This window comes from Sandarakinorhabdus glacialis, from assembly GCF_014643455.1.
GTDB lineage: Bacteria > Pseudomonadota > Alphaproteobacteria > Sphingomonadales > Sphingomonadaceae > Sandarakinorhabdus > Sandarakinorhabdus glacialis.
Map to the genome: position 1 here is coordinate 508,558 of NZ_BMJM01000001.1, position 16,426 is coordinate 524,983.

Genomic DNA, 16,426 nt, shown 5'->3' on the forward strand with positions numbered 1-16,426 from the left:
CGGCCCTCCACTCGGCTGCCGCAACAGAAGCGCCGGGAGGCCCAACGTCGCCTGCCACAATAGCCAGCCCTCCCGCTTGTCCTCCCCCTCAAGGGGGGAGGCGAGAGACGCGTCTTCGCGGCCCGGGTGGGGGTGGTCCCCAGTCGGCGCGGGGCGACACCCCCACCCGCCGCGCCAAGTAGCGCGAGTCGCCTCCCCCTCCAGGGGGAGGAAAACCCTATTCGTGGAACTCCGCCAGCTCCGGGATCCTTGTAAACGCAATCCGCGGCCCCGAAGACCGCGCTGCCCCCAGTGCATCATGCCCCATCGTCACGGCATCGCGCCCGAAGCGCTCGTTCACCCGGTCCATCGCCCGCGACAGTGCCAGCCGCCGCACTTCGGACCCCGCATCCATGCTCGCCTCGAACAGATGCAGTTGCACCGCATCAGCATCACCCAGCTCGCTCAATGTCACCCCGACCTGGAGCAGCCGCCGCGCGCCGAATTCGCCCAGCATCCGCCGCCACAGCCCCTCCAGCGCCACCAGCAACGTCACCGTGTCCATCACCGGCGGCATCCGCACGCTTGCCGACCATTTCCCCACCCCGCGATCCTCCGCCTTCACCGACAACCCGAGCAATTTTGTCCGGTTCTGCGCCCGCCGCAAGCGCGTGGCGGCCTTGGCGAGCAGCCGCCGCGCCACCAGCCGCGCCCGTTCCGGCGTGCGCTTTTCCGGCCCCAGCACATGGCTATGCCCGATGCTGCGCCGCTCGGTCGGCGTTTCGGCGAGGTCGGCACCCTGCAGCAGCCAGTGCATGCGCTCGCCCCACACGCTCCCCCACGCCAGCCGCGCCTCGCGTTCGTCGAGCGCCAGCAGCCGCGCCATGTCTACGATGCCGACCGCGTTCAGCCGCCGCTCCATGTTGCGCCCGACGCCCGGAATGTCCGACAGCGGCAGCGCCGACAGCCGCGCCTTCAGGCTTTCGGCCGGCAATATCGTCAGCCCGTCGGGCTTCTTCATGTCGGCCGCCATCTTGGCCAGCAGGCGATTGGGCGCCACGCCGATCGACGAGGTCAGGCACTCGCCGACATTCGCCCGGATGCCCGCCTTGATCCGCGCCGCCAGCGCCGTCACCTCGGCGATGCCGTTCTCGTTGTCCATCAACCGGCACGCCACCTCGTCGATCGAGCAGACCGCCGTCACCGGCACATGGCGCCCGACCTCCTCGATGATCCGGTGATGAAAGCGCACATATTCTTCGTGCTGGCCCGGCACGATCACCAGGTCGCGGCACAGCGCCTTGGCCTCGTAGATCTTGGTGCCGGTGCGGATGCCGAACGCCTTGGCCTCGTAACTCGCCGCGATCGCGCTGGTCGAATCGGTGTGCACCGGCGCCACCACCACCGGCCGGCCCCGGATCGACGGATCGAGCTGTTGTTCGACACTCGCAAAATAGCTGTTGAGGTCGAGATACAACCAGCGAAGGGGCACCGACTCGCTCATCGGCATAGGCTAGCACGACCAGAACGAAAGAGGAACACCGCCGCAGTCATCTCGCGACGGTGTTCCGCCCGATCAGCCGGCGAGCGTCGCCTCGACCTCGCGGATCGACCTGTCGATCGCGCCAAGGGCATGGGCGCGCTCGGCTTCGGGGAACACCGGGCTCGCCGCTTGCGTCGCCACCGACGCGCGCATCGTGTTCAGGCTGGCGAGCCCTTCGGCGAGTGTCGCGCGGACCGGGGCGGGCGCCGCACTTGCGCACATCACCGTATAGGTCTGCGTCGTCCCCGCGCCCTTGATGACCATCGCAGAAGGTTTCGCCGTCGGCTTCAGGCTGCATCCAGCCGGCGCTGTAAAATCGCCGGGCAGGGTCTTGCCGCCGGGCAGGGCCGCACCCGGCGCCACGGTCCGGCCGCCGACGATCAGCGTGAAGCCGCCGGAACCGTCGGGCTTTACGCCCAGTGTCACGGCCTGCGTACCCGTTCCCGTGCCGGATGCTGCGCTCGCGTCCGCGACGGTCGCGGCGAGTGCCGTGCCGCTAACGAGCACGAGAGCAGCCCCGCCGAGCACGAGGCGGCGCTTCGAGCGGGGTTTTTGACCGAGCATCATCAATCTTCCTTTCAGGTTGGAGCGCGTGTTGAAATTGCACACGGGCAACGCGCCGATCCCCGCGGCCTTGGCAAGAACATGGGCATAAAGCGGCAACGCGCCGGCTTCCCGGCCGGCAAGCACCGCCCCATCGGCGGCGAATTCCTGGTCGTCGCGAAATGCCCGGACCGCCGCCCAGGCGACCGGGTTCCACCAATGCGCGGCGAGCACCACGAGCGACGCCCAATTGGCTACAAGGTCGCCGCGGCGGTGGTGGACGATTTCATGCGCGATCACGAGGTCGCGCTCGCTGGCGGTATAGTCGCGCCAGAACGTCCGTGGCACCGCGATGAAGCGGCGAAACACGCCAAAGGCCAGCGGCCCGTCGACGTCTGCGGCGATGATCAGGATAGTGCCGAAACGGTCCTGGACGATGCCATCGACGCGCGATCGGTGGCAGAAGCGAAAATGCCGCACGGCATAGGTCGCAAACACGGCGCACGCCCCGGCAAGCCAGACCATCAGCAGCATCTCGCCGAGCGGCGCCGATGCAAGCCGTTCGCCCGGCCCCGAAACGCCGAGCGGCCCAGCGAACAGGATCGACATGCCGCCACCGGCAACGCCCGCCAGCGGCAGCCCGGCCAGCAGGTCGGCGGGGAGCGGCGGCAGCAGCATCCGCAGCGCCGGCAGCGCCCATAAAGCATAGCCGAGGCGCGGGCCGACAAGGCGGCGCACCGGCGCGCGGACGAGCAGCACGAACAGCATCAAGGCTGCCGATCCGATCAGCGCCGCCTCGCCCCAGGCGATCAACGCCGTCATGACTTGAGGCCCTTGAGCAGCGCCTCGATCTCGGCGATTTCCTCGTTGCTCAGGGCATCGCGTTCGGCGAGATGTGCCACCAGCGGCGTCAACCGCCCTCCGAACAGCCGGTCGATCAGCCGCCGCGATTCGCCGTCGACATAATCGCCGCGCGCGACCAGCGGCCGATAAAGATAGCGGTTGCCGTCTTCCTCGTGCGCGACAGCGTTCTTGGCGACAAGCCGCGCCAGCAATGTCTTGACCGTGTTGGCCGACCAGCCGCGCTCGGCCGGCGCCCGTTTGATCACGTCCTGCGCGCTGAGCGGACTGGCGTCCCACAGCACCGCCATGACCGCCGCCTCCGCCTCGCTGATCCGTTCCATCACCCGCTTCTCCGAATCGACTACACACGTAGTTACCATGCCTACGCGTGTAGTCAACATGGCGGCGTTGCCCGGGATCTGGTTTGTCATTGCCGGCTGGACCGACCGAGCGCGCAATGGTTCCGTCTGCGGCGAACGCGCGGCTTGGGTGAAGTCGTCGCCGGCAGCGGCATCGCAACGCCTTGCAGATTATCGTTGCCGTTCGACCCGGTTCATTGTTTCCTCTAAGAGCGCATCTGCAAGAGGCCGTGGTGGAGACTGGAATGAAGTGGATATCGGGCGCCGCGGCAATCTGCATCGCCCTTGGCGCGACCGCCGCCTTCGCGCAGCGCGCCGGTGAACTTGTTTCCGCGCAGCCGGTCACCCAGACACCGCCCGGCACCCAGGCGTGGAAAATCACCTCTTGGACAACCGACGCCAGGAATCGCCTGGCGCTTGTGACCGGCATGGTCGTGGCACCGCGTGAAGCAATCCCCACCCACCCGCGCAACGTGCTGGCCTGGACACACGGCACCTCGGGCATAGCCAAACGCTGCGCGCCGTCGTTCAGTCCCGCTTTCTGGACCCATTCGCCGGGGCTGGACGGTGTCGGCAAGGGTTACGTTGTGGTGGCACCGGACTATCCGGGGCTGGGCAGCGAGGGTGTGCATCCCTATCTCGTCGGGCAGGATACGGGTCGCTCGGTGCTCGATGCCGTTCGCGCGGCGCGCTCGATCCCGGGCGCGGCCGCCGGCAATCGCTTCGCCGTCTGGGGCGAATCCCAGGGCGGGCACGCCGCACTCTGGACCGGTCAGCTCGCGCGTCGATATGCGCCTGACCTGCAGCTGGTCGGCGTTGCAGCGGCAGCACCGACGACCGATCTGACCGAGAACGTGCGGCAGGTTCCGAACAAGGCAGTGGGGGCGTTGATGACGTCCTTCATCGGCCATAGCTGGGCCAATCACTACGGCGCGCCGTTGGCGACGCTCGGCGGGCCGCAGACGCAGCGCATCATGACGCGACTGGCGCAGAACAATTGCATCGAACTGGAAGCCAAGCCGAAGTTTCTCATGATGGCGGGAATTCTGACGGTGCAGACCCGCCTCAAGGACAAGGACCTTGGCGTGATTCAACCCTGGGCACGGCTGGCGAGACTGAACAGCCCCTCCACCACTGATTTCGGTGTGCCGATGCTGATCGCCCAGAATCCAAAGGATGATCTGGTCGAGCCCGAAGTGACGCGCGCATATGCCAGGGCGCAATGTCGTTCAGGCGCGCGGCTGCGGTATCTGACGATCAGCGGGGCGGGACATGCGACAAGTGCGAGGGATTCAGCGGGCGATACCCTCGCCTGGATTGCGGACCGCTTTGCCGGTCGGCCAGCGCCAAACGATTGCCGGCGGATCTGAATGATCACAATTGTTGGCGAATTGGAGGACTGCCGAGCTTGCGGAAGCGCTTGTCAAATCAGCCAATGTTTCTCGAGCTAACCTGAATAGCCTCGGACATCGGACCGCAGATGTGCGATCGTCGCCCATCGTTGCGGGAGACCCGAGATGGGTGAGCAGACCAAGACGCTTGAAACGATCGTGGAGGTCATTCCGGTCTATGGAACGGTGATCAAGACGGCGATTCCGGTCTTCGAGTTCGCGCACAATTTCGGCCGGTCCACGCCGACGGAACAGGCGCTCGCCGCCCTTCAAAAGCAGATCGATGCGCTCGTCGCCGCCCTCGAGGAGGTCAATCGGCGTCTCGATGTGCATGCCCGGCGCATCGTCAAGATCGAGAACGAGCGGCATGTCGACAAGCTGATGACACTTGGCCGGGAGTTGCAGCGGATTGCGGTCCGCATCCTGCTCGATTCGGCGGACGCAAAGGAGCGCACACTTCTCGCATTCGATGCGGTGGCGCTGGCAAACCGGTTTCTCGACGAGCCCGATATCTGGGAGTGGACCGATATCGGCATCACCCGCGACTTCGACGCTGATGGTAATTTCGTGCGCGACCACGTCGATATCCGCCTACCCGACTTCAAGTCGCACCTCGCGCTGCCGCTCTATGCCAATGCATTGATGTCGCTGCTCGTCGCGATCGACATGGATACCAAGGGCGACCCGGCAACTGTCGAGCGCCGTTATGACCAGACGCTCGACCGCCACATTGCCGCCGTGCTGACGCGTGACGGCTGGGACGAGCTCAACGACCCCCCGGTGACTTTTGCCGAAATGATCCGCGCCCGGATCACCTGCCGGCCGTTCCCGCTCAACAAGTTCGCCGCAAGGGGCGAATGCATCTTCGGCATCGTGTGCGAGAACGTGATGGAGCGCCGCTCCACGAATATCCGCGACGTTACCATCCAGCTTGCCGATCAGGGACCGTCGGTGCTGTGCACGGTCAATCCCGACATCGGCCAGTCCGATGAGGAGGATATCGAAGGCGAGAAGGGCGTACTGGTCCTCACCGAGCTCGGCGGCATGATGCGCCGTGTCAGGGACACCGGCAGCCTGCGCGAGCCCTTCGTCGGGCGCTTCGTCATGTCACCGACGCCGGCGCTCGCCGTGCTCTACGGCCTGCGGCACGACGGCGGCCTGGACTGGTATCGCCAGGCCCCCCCGGGTGCACCGGGTACGCCGGCAAACTGGCAGGGGCCGATCAGGACCCACAACGGCTTTCAGGACTATCTCAAGATCTTTCCGGGTGGCGGCAATGATATATATGCGCTGCGCAGGGACGGCGTCCTGCAATGGTGGACGCACGATGATTTCAATGACGGCGGACCCCGGTGGACTGGCCCTCGCGATATCACCTTCGGCTGGACAAATCCGTCGATCCTGTCGGTGACCCCCGGGGGTGACCGGGTGTTGTACCGGCTGGACGACAGCGACGCCTTCGGCAATGGCGGACTGACCTGGCTCAGGCACGATGGGGTTACAACCGGGGTCGCTGCCAACGCCTGGTCCGGGCCGCTCGTCGTCCACTCCGATTTTGCAAAATATGTGCGTCTCTTCTCGGCGAACGAGGGCGTCGTGTACGGCGTGGCTGCCGATGGCCAGCTGATGTGGCACCGTCACAAGGGCTTCAGGACCGGCACGAACGTCTGGGAGGGGCCGCGTCCGGTCGGAACCGGCTGGCAAAACTTCCGCGACGTCTTTGCAACCGATGGCGGCGTCATTTACGCTCAACATGCCGACGGCACGCTCATGCGCTATGTTCACCTGGGTTGGGAAACAGGTGTGTTCCGGTGGATCGATCCGGTCCCTGTTGCCTTTGGAGTCGGCGGTTACAAGCAGGTGATAACGCTGATGAGCCGGTCGCCTGCTCCGATCGGTTGACCTGGGACGCGTGGCTGGCGATCGCGCCATCGGCACACGTATTGTCATCAACTCGCCGCTTGAACGGAACCGTTGCGCCCGCCGTCTGGTTCAACCCGGCAATGACAAGCCCGATTCCAGAAAACGCCGCCCTCGCTCGCAAGGCGGGCCTCCATTATGTCAACGATGACGATCCCGGCATCACCCGCAAACTCAGCGGCGATGGCTTTGCCTATACCGGCCCGGCGGGTCGCGCGGTCAAGGACGCGAAAACCCTCAAGCGCATCGCCGCGCTTGCCATACCGCCGGCGTATACCGATGTCTGGATCAGCGCCGATCCGCTCGGCCATATCCAGGCCACCGGGCGCGACGCCAGGGGCCGCAAGCAATATCGCTATCATGCCGATTGGCACGCCTTCCAGGGCAATGCCAAGTTTGCTGCCATGGCCGAATTCGGGCGCGCCCTGCCCAATGTGCGCGCCGCGCTCAAACGCGATCTTGCCAAGCGCGACCTCAGCCGCCCGCGCGTGCTGGCGACCATCGTCCGCCTGCTCGAACAGACGCTCGTGCGCGTCGGCAACGACGAATATGCCCGCACCAACAAAAGCTTCGGCCTGACGACGCTGCGCAACCGCCACCTGAAGCCCGACGGCGCCGCCGTCCGCCTCGATTTCAAGGGCAAGAGCGGCATCCGCCACAACGTCCGAATCGGCGATCGCCGCGTGCTGACCGTCATCCGCAAGCTCCACGACCTGCCCGGGCAACGCTTGTTCCAGTATGTGGGCGAGGACGGCGAAACGCACCAGCTCGGCTCGTCCGACGTCAATGATTACCTGCGCGAGATCAGCGGCGCCGACATCACCGCCAAGGACTTCCGCACCTGGGCCGCCACGCTGGCCGCGGCGCGCAGTTTGGCGGTCGCCGACCCGCCGCTGTCCGACGCCGAGGCCAAACGCGCCATCGTCAGCACCGTCAAGGACACCGCCGGGCTGCTTCGCAACACGCCGACGGTCTGCCGTGCCGCCTATATCCATCCCGGCGTATTCAGCGGCTGGCGGGCAGGGGCGCTGGCCGGCAAGTTCGGCGGCGATCTCGGCAAGGACGAGCGCGCCCTGATCGGCTTTCTCGAATCGGTCTGATTTGCCACCGTCCGGCCAGCCGCTAAGGTCGGCAAACATGAACATCGAACCCCCCATCACCACTATCGACGCCGGCGCGCTCGCCGGGCGCCAGCTGCGCTATTACGACTTCGTCATGGCGGCGTTCGTCACCATCCTGATCTGCTCGAACCTGATCGGCGCCGGCAAACCCGCGCAAGTGACATTGCCGTTATTGGGCGCTGTCACCTTCGGCGCCGGTATCCTGTTCTTCCCGCTCGGCTATGTGCTCGGCGACGTGATGACCGAAGTCTATGGCTATGCCCGCGCCCGGCGCGTCGTCTGGGCCGGTTTCGCCGCTTCGATCTTCGCAGCCGGCATGGCGTGGGTGGTCGTCAGCCTGCCGCCGTCCCCCGCCTGGACCGGGCAGCCGGCGCTCGCCGAAGTCTTCGGCCAGGTGCCGCGCATCTTCTTCGCCTCGATCCTGGCGTTCTGGGCCGGCGAGATGGCCAACGCCTTCACCCTGGCGCGAATGAAGGTGCTGACCAGCGGCAAGCACCTCTGGACCCGCACCATCGGCTCGACGGTGGTGGGGCAGGGGGTCGACAGCCTGATTTTCTACCCCGTGGCATTCCTGGGCGTCTGGCCGACAAAGCTCGTCGTCGCCGTGATGTTCACCAACTATTTGCTCAAGGTCCTGTGGGAAGTCGTCCTCACCCCCGTCACCTACCGCGTCATCGCCTTCTTCAAGCGCGCCGAGGGCCTCGACGTCTTCGACACGAAAACCGATTTCAGCCCGTTCAGGACTGGCGTCTGATGTCGATGCTGCAGGACGCCAAGCTGGCGATGATGGGCGTGACCCATCTCGACAAGGATGCGCTGCATATCCACATCGGCCTCGCGGCATTCTTCGCGGCGGCGCTGGTGCTGCGCTGGCCGATCGGCGGCGGCCGCCCCTGGCTGGCGGCGCTGGCGCTCGCGGTCGGCGGCGAGATCTGGGACATTATCGACACCGCCCGCGTGAAATCCCCACAGATATTCTACGCCAACTGGCACGACGTCTGGAACACCCTGCTCTGGCCGACCGCAGTCACCCTGCTCGCACGCTGGACGCAGCTTTTGCAGCGCCGCTGACCCGCGTTCGCTAGCCGAGCGCCGCCGCCAGCGCCTCGAAAACCCGCCGCCCGTCCGTCCCGCCCTGCTCGGCCTCGATCAACCGCTCCGGATGCGGCATCAGGCCCAGCACATTTCCCTGTGCATTGACGATGCCCGCAATCCCCCGCGCCGACCCGTTCACATCCTCGGCATAGCGAAATACCACCCGGCCTTCACCCTCGAGCCGGTCAAGCGTCTCCGCATCGGCGAAATAATTCCCGTCATGGTGCGCCACCGGCACGCGGATCGTCTCGCCCGCATCATAGCGCGCCGTGAACATCGTCTGCGAATTCTCGACCGTCAGCGCCACGTCGCGGCAGACGAAATTCAACCCCGCATTGCGCATCAAGGCGCCGGGCAACAACCCCGCCTCGGTCAGCACCTGGAAGCCATTGCAAACCCCGAGCACCGCACGCCCCTCGCCGGCCGCTGCCACCACCGCCGCCATCACCGGCGACCGCGCACTCATCGCGCCCGATCGCAGATAATCGCCATAGGAAAACCCGCCCGGCAGCGCGATCAGGTCGAGCCCTTCCGGCAATTCGGTCTCCCGGTGCCAGACCATCACCGGCGCCGTCCCGGTGATCTGCTCCAGCGCCACCGCCAGGTCCCGATCGCAATTCGATCCCGGAAACACGACGACCGCGGCCTTCACAGCAGTTCGATCCGGTAATTCTCTATGACCGTATTCGCCAGCAGCCGCTTCGCCATGTCGTCGACCTCGGCCTCGCTGGTGCCGTCCGCCAGGTCGAGCTCGATGACCTTGCCCTGCCGCACCCCGGCGACCCCGGCAAAGCCAAGTCCCCCCAAGGCATTCTGGATGGCACGCCCCTGCGGATCGAGCACGCCGGGCTTGAGGGTGATGGTGACTCGGGCTTTCATCGCGCCGCTATCCCCCACAGGCGAGAACGGGTCAACTGCCGACGTACTCGTCCACCTCGGCCAGATACCGCGCGCGCTCCTCCGCCCCCAAAAACGCCCCCTCGAAACTGTTCCGCGCCAGCACCGCCAAGTCCGCCCGCCCCAGCCCCAACGCCTCCGCCACCGCCACATAATTCGCGTTCACATACCCGCCGAAATACGCCGGATCGTCCGAATTCACCGTCACCTTCAAGCCATGGTCCAGCATCACCCGCAGCGGATGCAGCCCCATTTCCTCCACCACGCACAGCTTCAAGTTCGACAGCGGACACACCGTCAAGCACACCCCCTCATCGACCAGTCGCGCAACCAACCCCTCATCCTCGAGCGCCCGATTGCCATGGTCGATCCGGTCCACGTCCAGCACATCGAGCGCCTCGATCACATAGTCCGCCGGGCCTTCCTCGCCGGCATGCGCCACCAGCTTCAACCCCAGCCCGCGCGCCCGAGCAAAAACCCGCGCAAATTTCGCCGGCGGATGCCCCGCCTCCGACGAATCCAGCCCCACGCCATCAATGCGCGCCAGATACGGCAGGGCCTCATCGAGGGTCGCCTCCGCTTCATCCTCGCTTAAATGCCGCAAGAAACACATGATCAACCGCGACGTGATCGCCGCGTCGTCCAACGCCCGCGTAATCCCCCCGATCACCGTACCGAACGCCACCCCACGCGCCGTATGCCCCTGCGGATCGAAGAATATCTCCACGTGCCGGACATTATCCGCCGCCGCCCGCGCCAGATAAGCCGCCGTAAGATCGTAAAAGTCCTGCTCCGTCAGCAGCACCCCCATCCCCTGGTAATAAATATCCAGAAAATCCTGCAAATTCGAAAAGTCATACGCTGCGCGAACATCGTCCACAGTCGCAAACGGAATCGCCACGCCGTTCCGCTCCGCCAGCGCAAACAGCATCTCGGGCTCCAAAGACCCCTCGATATGCAAATGCAGCTCCGCCTTGGGCAGCCCCGCAACAAAGTCCCGCATCATTCGCCACTCCGTAAAATCACCGCCGCATCCGGCTTGTTCCGCAGGATTTCCTCGCGGCTCAGCCCATCGATCTCGTGCGGAAATACCAGCCACGCATCGGTCTCGTGCACGAAGAAATCCGGCTTCAACGCCGTGCAGTTCCGCGCCGGTTTCCAGTAAACCGTCGCGATCCGCACCTCGCGCGGCGTGTTGTGCCGGCACCGCAGCGCCAGCTCGCGCAGAAACGCCACGATGCTCCGCCCGCTATCGAACACATCGTCGATGATCAGCAACCGGTCCTCCGGATCGAGCGAATCAACCAAATGCCCCAGCGCAAACACCCGCACCTCCGGCGCCTGCATGTCGATCCCCGTATAGGACGACGTCCGGATCGCGATATGGTCGCAGACACAGCCATGATGCTCGAGCAGTTCCTGCACCGCGATCCCCACCGGCGCGCCGTCGCGCCAGATGCCCACCAAATGCGTCGGCGCAAAGCCGCTGTCGATCACCTGCCAGCCCAGCCGAAACGAGTCCGCCAGCAGTTCATTCGCCGAGATATAGATTTTTTCGCTCACGCCGCCTCCTGCCACCGGCATGGCCCCAATCGCCTCCGCAGATCAAGCGCCCCCCGGTTGCCACCGCGCCGCCGAACCGCGATAATCACCGCGGGGGTACGCTGAAGGAGTCAGACCATGCGCCCCATCCTCATCGCCGCCGCCATCCTCATCCTGCCGTCCGCCGCCCTCGCCCATCACGGCTGGAGCAGCTACGACGCCGCCAAGCCGATCAAGGTCACCGCCCCCGTCACCGCTGTCACCTGGGGCAACCCGCACGGCACCGCGCAGGTGACATGGAACGGCAAGCCCTGGGCCGTCGTCCTCGCTCCCACCGCCCGCATGGAGGCCCGCGGCCTCAGCCAGGACGCCCTCGCCAAGGCCAAGTCAGTCACCCTCGAAGGCTATCCGCGCACCGACGGCACCGCCGAAATGCGCATCGAGCGCGTCACCCTCGGCGACAAGACCATCGAGCTCCGCTGACCTTGCTCGCCGCGCTCATCGAATGGCTGTCGGCCTCGGGCCTCACCGCCTGGGCCGGCAGCGGCCGCGTCTATCCGATCGCCAACGTCGCCCATTTGCTCGGGCTGGTGCTACTCCTCGGCGGCATCGGCATCGTCGACCTGCGCCTGATGGGCCTGCTCCAGGCACTCCCCGCCGCTACGCTGACTCGCGCCCTGACGCCCTTCGCCATCACCGGCTTCGTCCTGATGCTGCTCAGTGGCAGCACGATGTTCGCCGCCGACGCCGCATCGCTCATCGCCTCGCCGACATTCCGCTGGAAACTCGCTATCATCGCCGTCGCCCTCGCCAACGCCGCTGCCTTCCGCTGGCTGCTGCGACCCGGCATCGAGGGTTCCGGAGCGGGCAGGGCACTTTCCGCCGGCGTCTCGCTCGGCGCGTGGCTCACCGTCGCCGTCCTCGGCCGCATGATCGCCTATAGCTGACGCCGCCTAGTCCTTCGCGATGTCCTTTGCCAGCAGATCGAGATCCGCCGGCGGACGCTTTCCGGTCAGGGCATAGGCAAGGCTGCCGTGCTGCCAATATGCGATCGTCATGCCGTCGCGCTGCGTCACACTCGGCCGTGACGGAGCAACACCGTCGGCGCGCGTTGCAAACAACGATATCGGCCCAGCCTTGCCATTGCTGATGCTGAGCTGCAGGCTTGGCCCGGTGTCCGACGGAAACAGGAATACGTCGACCACCCGCCAGCCCGCCGGCAGGTCCGGCACTTCGATCCGCAGCGCCGCACCGACTTCATCGGCATCCAACCGCGCAATCGCCGGACTGAACCGCGTTCGCACCTGTGCCGTCCGGTGCGATTGCAGCGCATCATCGACAAAATATTCAAGCGCCGGGTCGGTCTGCGGCGTGCGGCGCGTGCCCACCGCCCATCCGGTCGCCACCACCGCCAGCATCGCCCCCACCGCCGCGAACCGGCGCCAGCCGCCGCGCACACCGTTGCGAACACCCGCGCGCACGGGTTCGCCCGATCGTTGCCACGCCGGCCGCCGCGGGAAACGCGCCATCCGCCCAGGCTCCGTTGCTGCGATATCGCGTGCGAACACGGCATCGAAATGGCCGGACTCACCCACATCGTCGATACGCCCGAAACCATGGTCCTGCAGCAGGTCGAACACCGCGGACGGCGTCGCGCCATATTGGCCCAGGTTGCTCGCATCGATTTCGACGACAACGCCGCGCGTCCTCGGATACGCCAGCAGCGGCGCCAGGCCCTGGAGGGCCGCGAGCTCGAAACCCTCGACGTCGATCTTGACCAGTACCGATCGCCTGTCGATGAGGCGCAAAATGCCCGGAAAATCATCGAGCGACAGCGACGCCACGGTTTCCCCCGCCAGCGCCGGCCCCCTGACGATGGCAAAACGCCCCGAATGACTGGGGCGCGAATTGTCGAGCAGCTCGGGTCCGGTTGCATCGGCGATCGCCATGTTGAAGGCCAGGACGTTGCCCGACGCATTCAGGCCGATGTTGCGGACCAATGTTGCAAACGTCTCGAAACACGGTTCGAACGCGACAACCAGCCCGCCCGGCCCCACCCGCTGCGCCGCGAGCAAAGCAAAAACGCCGCAATTGGCGCCGACATCGACAAAGCATTCGCCGTCACCCAGCGTGCCTACGGCATCGGGCACGGTGTTGCCGTATCGACCAAGGACGCACAGCTAATTGGTGCGGTCGTTCACGGCAAGGCTCAGCGTTACGCCATATCGCGACCGGACCGGCGTGCCGTCGAGAAATCGCGCCAACGGCCTCAGCAATCGCCACTTGCCGCGGAAATTGGGCAGCCGGTGTAGATAGCCATTCAACAGGAACGACAGGATCGGCCGCGTTGCGCGCACGGGTATTCCTTCGGCTGGCTGCGACGATTGCGCGAGTGTTAGAACCCCGCCCGGTGCCGGTGTAACGATCTTCGGGAGCATAGCCGTTCGCGCTGCGAACGCGGTTGTGGTGGGCCGCGTTTTTTTGGGCGGCAGGGCGGTGGGGTGGAGAAACAGTCAAGCGAAGCAAGGGCACGGGCAAAGCCCGTGCTGGCGTCGGACGGGTTCGGCGGGGGAAGGCCCCGCCGCCCCGCCGGCCGGTCTTGCGCCTGTCGGCGCGCTTGGCTTCGCCATGCGCGCTCGCGGCGCTGCGACTAAAACGTCCTCCTCGCCGTCACCCCAAACGTCCTTGGCTGGTTCGTCGCATACCCGATCCGCGCCCGCCCCCCACGCTCCCGGTCAAGCGACAGCAGCGCATTCTCATCGAACAGATTGTTCACATACGCCGTCAAAGAATACCCCCCGCCGAACTCCAGCCCGGCGCTGATGTTGACCAGGTCATATGCCGGCAGCAGCAGCGTGATCGAGCGCACCTCATTGCCCGTCGCGCCGCCGAACGGCAGCCCGGACACGAAAAAGCTTGCCGGCGGCTCCTGGTCGCCCGGCTGGGTATAGCGGTCGCCGACATGCTGGTACGACGCATTCAGCACGACATTGCTCGTGTCGCTGATCGGAAAGCTGTAGTTGGCGTTCGCCGAGATCTGGAATTTGGGCACCGTCGGCAGGCGGTTGCCGTCGCGGATGCCGCCGATGACATTGCCGTTGCCGTCGCGCACCGTCGAATCGAATTCGGCCTGCAACACGCTACCCGAAACGCCGACGATCAAGCCCTCGACCGGCCGCCCGGTCAGCTCGAACTCGACCCCGAAGCTGTGCGCCTTGGGCACGTTGAAGACGATCCGCGACGAGCACGACCCGGCATCGAGCGTCGTCTGCAGGTTGCGGATATCCGAATAGAAGACCGCCGCATTGAAGGTTATCCCGCCGGCCTTGGCCTTGATGCCGCCCTCGTAATTCCACAGCGTTTCGTCGCCATAGGCCTGGAAACCGCCGAAGATCGCGCGGTCCTGCGCGGTGCACAGATTGCCGTTCAGCGGATCGTTGACGCCGCCCAGCCGAAATCCTTTGGCCGCCTGCGCATTGATCGTCACATCGTCGGTCACTGCAAAACTGGCGAGGAAGCGCGGGTTGAAGTCGTCCGACTGGGTCCGGTCGACCTTGCCGGTATCGCCATTGGCGAACAGCCCGCCGCTGGTGATCGTCCGGCTTTCCTGGAAGTCGTACCAGCGCAGGCCGCCGGTCAGCGTCAGCCGGTCGAAGAAGCGATAGCTGACCTCGCCGAAGCCCGACAATTGCTCGAGCGCATAAGGCAGGCTCGAATTGAACGGCGAGTCCGCCGGAAACCCGTTGGCAACGGCCGCCGACGTCCCCGCGCCGAGCGTTGCGTCGGTGAAGGCGTCATAGCCCGGCGTCGGCAGCCGCTGCTGATAATCACGGTCGGTATTGGCGTAGAACGCTCCGACAACCCATTGAAACGGGCTGTCGTTCGCCGAACCCAGCCGCAGTTCCTGGGTGAAGCTTTGCACCTTGGTGGTATCGCGCAGGTTCGACGGCAGCGTCACCGCCGCATCGGGGAAACCGAGGTCGATCGACACCGATCCGCTCAGCGTGCCTGCATCGCGCGAAACCAGGATGTCGCGATCGGTATAGCTCGTCACCGAGGTGACGTTGACGCCATCGAGGTCGACTTCGACGGTGCCGTCGATGATCAGCGTCTTGTCGCGGAATTCTTCACCCTGCAGCAGATATTGCTGGCGCTCGCCGAATGTCACCGGCGCCCGCGTCGTGGTGAACGGGTTGGCGAACAGGTTGAAACTATCCTGCCGGTTGAAACCCTCGGTGCTGATCTCCTGGTACAGCACGCGCGGCGTGATCTTCACATTTTCGCTGGGCTGCAGCAGCAGCGCGACACGCCCGCCGTAACGCTCGCCCTTGTTGACGTTTTCCTGCGTGCCGCCGCCTTCGCGCAGCGCGTCGATGAAGCCGCCATAGCGGGTGTAATAACCGACGGCGCGCACCGCGATCGACTCGCTCAATGGCAGGTTGACCGCCGCCTTGGCGCTGCCGCCGACCGATCCGCCGTCGATGATGTTGAGGTCGGCCTCGACGGTGCCTTCGACGCGCTCGGTCGTCGGCTTGTTGGTGATGTAGCGGATGGTGCCGCCCACCGACCCCGACCCGAACAACGTGCCCTGCGGACCGCGCAGCGTCTCGACGCGATTGAGGTCGAACAGGTCGATGTCGGGGGTAAACAGCGACAGCGAGATCACCGTTTCATCGAGGTAGAAGCCGACCTGCTCTTTCACGCCCGGCTGGTCGCGGACAATCTGCCCCGCCGAAACGCCGCGAATCGACACCTGGCTCTGCCCCGGCCCGAGATTCTGGATGGTCAGCCCGGCGACGTTGCGCGACAGATCCTCGATCGTCGAGGCACCCGAGCGCTGGATATCGGCCTGGGTCTGCGCGTTGATCGAAAACGGCACGTCCTGCAAGTCGCTGGCGCGCTTGGTAGCGGTCACGACGATGGTGTCGTCATCGACGGCAGCAGCAGTGGCAGCAACTGCCTGGGCATTGGCCGGGGCGGCAAGTATCGCCGCCACCGACACACCAGCCAGCAGGAACGACGACTTAATAAAACGTGAAGACATTGCAATTACTTCCCTTTTTTGTTTTGTCATTATTGCCGAAGCTGTCTGCAGGGGGTCAACATCGCCGGTGTCGCAGTGCCGAGAATCTTGGCGAGCGTTGCTAATTTGCCATGCGCAAGGGGCCTCCGGCGACTGGGGCCTTAGGCCCC

The 16,426-nt window shown here is 65.6% G+C and carries 17 protein-coding genes; 7 read left to right on the forward strand and 10 right to left on the reverse strand.

From position 1 onward, the window contains the following. Positions 1–217: 217 nt before the first annotated feature. The 3 genes from IEW98_RS02510 to IEW98_RS02520 form a co-directional block, all read right to left on the reverse strand. Positions 218–1,483 (reverse strand): Y-family DNA polymerase, encoded by a 1,266-nt coding sequence (locus IEW98_RS02510; protein ID WP_243450510.1) that lies wholly within the window; start codon positions 1,481–1,483, stop codon positions 218–220. Between the two features lie 72 nt (positions 1,484–1,555). After that, positions 1,556–2,887, reverse strand: a complete 1,332-nt coding sequence (locus tag IEW98_RS02515; protein WP_188761324.1) for a M56 family metallopeptidase — start codon at positions 2,885–2,887, stop codon at positions 1,556–1,558. Further along, entirely contained in the window at positions 2,884–3,252 is a 369-nt protein-coding gene (locus tag IEW98_RS02520) for a BlaI/MecI/CopY family transcriptional regulator (RefSeq protein WP_188761453.1), read from the reverse strand. The genes IEW98_RS02515 and IEW98_RS02520 overlap by 4 nt, the downstream gene beginning before the upstream one ends. A gap of 179 nt (positions 3,253–3,431) precedes the next feature. Between IEW98_RS02520 and IEW98_RS02525 the strand changes: the two genes are divergently transcribed. From IEW98_RS02525 to IEW98_RS02545, 5 genes are all read left to right on the forward strand, one after another. Then, positions 3,432–4,637 carry an alpha/beta fold hydrolase gene (locus IEW98_RS02525; protein WP_188761325.1) on the forward strand — a complete coding sequence of 402 codons (1,206 nt, stop codon included), beginning with the start codon at positions 3,432–3,434 and terminating at the stop codon, positions 4,635–4,637. Positions 4,638–4,784: 147 nt separating this feature from the next. Beyond that, the gene (locus IEW98_RS02530; protein WP_188761326.1) at positions 4,785–6,560 is read left to right on the forward strand and encodes a tachylectin-related carbohydrate-binding protein; all 1,776 of its coding nucleotides are present in this window, start codon (positions 4,785–4,787) and stop codon (positions 6,558–6,560) included. Between the two features lie 101 nt (positions 6,561–6,661). Continuing rightward, a complete protein-coding gene (locus IEW98_RS02535; RefSeq protein ID WP_188761327.1) occupies positions 6,662–7,678 on the forward strand; it encodes a DNA topoisomerase IB in 1,017 nt (338 codons plus the stop codon). A 37-nt stretch (positions 7,679–7,715) separates the two neighbouring features. Continuing rightward, positions 7,716–8,453, forward strand: a complete 738-nt coding sequence (locus IEW98_RS02540; protein ID WP_188761328.1) for a queuosine precursor transporter — start codon at positions 7,716–7,718, stop codon at positions 8,451–8,453. After that, positions 8,453–8,770: a hypothetical protein gene (locus IEW98_RS02545; RefSeq protein ID WP_188761329.1), complete on the forward strand. Its 318-nt coding sequence runs from the start codon at positions 8,453–8,455 to the stop codon at positions 8,768–8,770. The genes IEW98_RS02540 and IEW98_RS02545 overlap by 1 nt, the downstream gene beginning before the upstream one ends. 10 nt (positions 8,771–8,780) lie before the next feature. Here the strand turns inward: IEW98_RS02545 and purQ are convergent, their stop codons facing one another. From purQ to IEW98_RS02565, 4 genes are read right to left on the reverse strand one after another with little or no spacing between them, the layout of a single operon-like run. Then, positions 8,781–9,446 (reverse strand): phosphoribosylformylglycinamidine synthase subunit PurQ, encoded by a 666-nt coding sequence (gene purQ / locus IEW98_RS02550; protein ID WP_188761330.1) that lies wholly within the window; start codon positions 9,444–9,446, stop codon positions 8,781–8,783. Beyond that, complete coding sequence (gene purS / locus IEW98_RS02555; protein WP_188761331.1) at positions 9,443–9,673, reverse strand: phosphoribosylformylglycinamidine synthase subunit PurS; 231 nt, start codon at positions 9,671–9,673, stop codon at positions 9,443–9,445. Before purS ends, purQ begins: the two co-directional genes overlap by 4 nt. Positions 9,674–9,704: 31 nt before the next feature. Continuing rightward, on the reverse strand, positions 9,705–10,697 hold the full coding sequence (locus IEW98_RS02560) for an adenosine deaminase (protein ID WP_188761332.1): 993 nt from the start codon (positions 10,695–10,697) through the stop codon (positions 9,705–9,707). Beyond that, positions 10,694–11,254, reverse strand: coding sequence for a phosphoribosyltransferase (locus IEW98_RS02565; RefSeq protein WP_243450511.1), 561 nt, complete (start codon positions 11,252–11,254; stop codon positions 10,694–10,696). Before IEW98_RS02565 ends, IEW98_RS02560 begins: the two co-directional genes overlap by 4 nt. A gap of 117 nt (positions 11,255–11,371) precedes the next feature. On the opposite strand from IEW98_RS02565, the gene IEW98_RS02570 reads away from it, so the two are divergent. Both IEW98_RS02570 and IEW98_RS02575 read left to right on the forward strand, forming a co-directional pair. Beyond that, positions 11,372–11,716 carry a DUF6152 family protein gene (locus tag IEW98_RS02570; RefSeq protein WP_188761334.1) on the forward strand — a complete coding sequence of 115 codons (345 nt, stop codon included), beginning with the start codon at positions 11,372–11,374 and terminating at the stop codon, positions 11,714–11,716. Between the two features lie 2 nt (positions 11,717–11,718). Beyond that, positions 11,719–12,180: a hypothetical protein gene (locus IEW98_RS02575; protein WP_188761335.1), complete on the forward strand. Its 462-nt coding sequence runs from the start codon at positions 11,719–11,721 to the stop codon at positions 12,178–12,180. A gap of 6 nt (positions 12,181–12,186) precedes the next feature. On the opposite strand, the gene IEW98_RS02580 is transcribed toward IEW98_RS02575, so the two are convergent. The 3 genes from IEW98_RS02580 to IEW98_RS02590 all read right to left on the reverse strand — a co-directional run bounded on the left by IEW98_RS02580 (position 12,187) and on the right by IEW98_RS02590 (position 16,277). Continuing rightward, entirely contained in the window at positions 12,187–13,383 is a 1,197-nt protein-coding gene (locus IEW98_RS02580; RefSeq protein WP_188761336.1) for an FkbM family methyltransferase, read from the reverse strand. A gap of 30 nt (positions 13,384–13,413) precedes the next feature. Continuing rightward, positions 13,414–13,590 carry a hypothetical protein gene (locus IEW98_RS02585; RefSeq protein WP_188761337.1) on the reverse strand — a complete coding sequence of 59 codons (177 nt, stop codon included), beginning with the start codon at positions 13,588–13,590 and terminating at the stop codon, positions 13,414–13,416. Positions 13,591–13,883: 293 nt separating this feature from the next. Next, entirely contained in the window at positions 13,884–16,277 is a 2,394-nt protein-coding gene (locus tag IEW98_RS02590) for a TonB-dependent receptor (RefSeq protein WP_188761338.1), read from the reverse strand. Positions 16,278–16,426 lie beyond the last annotated feature (149 nt).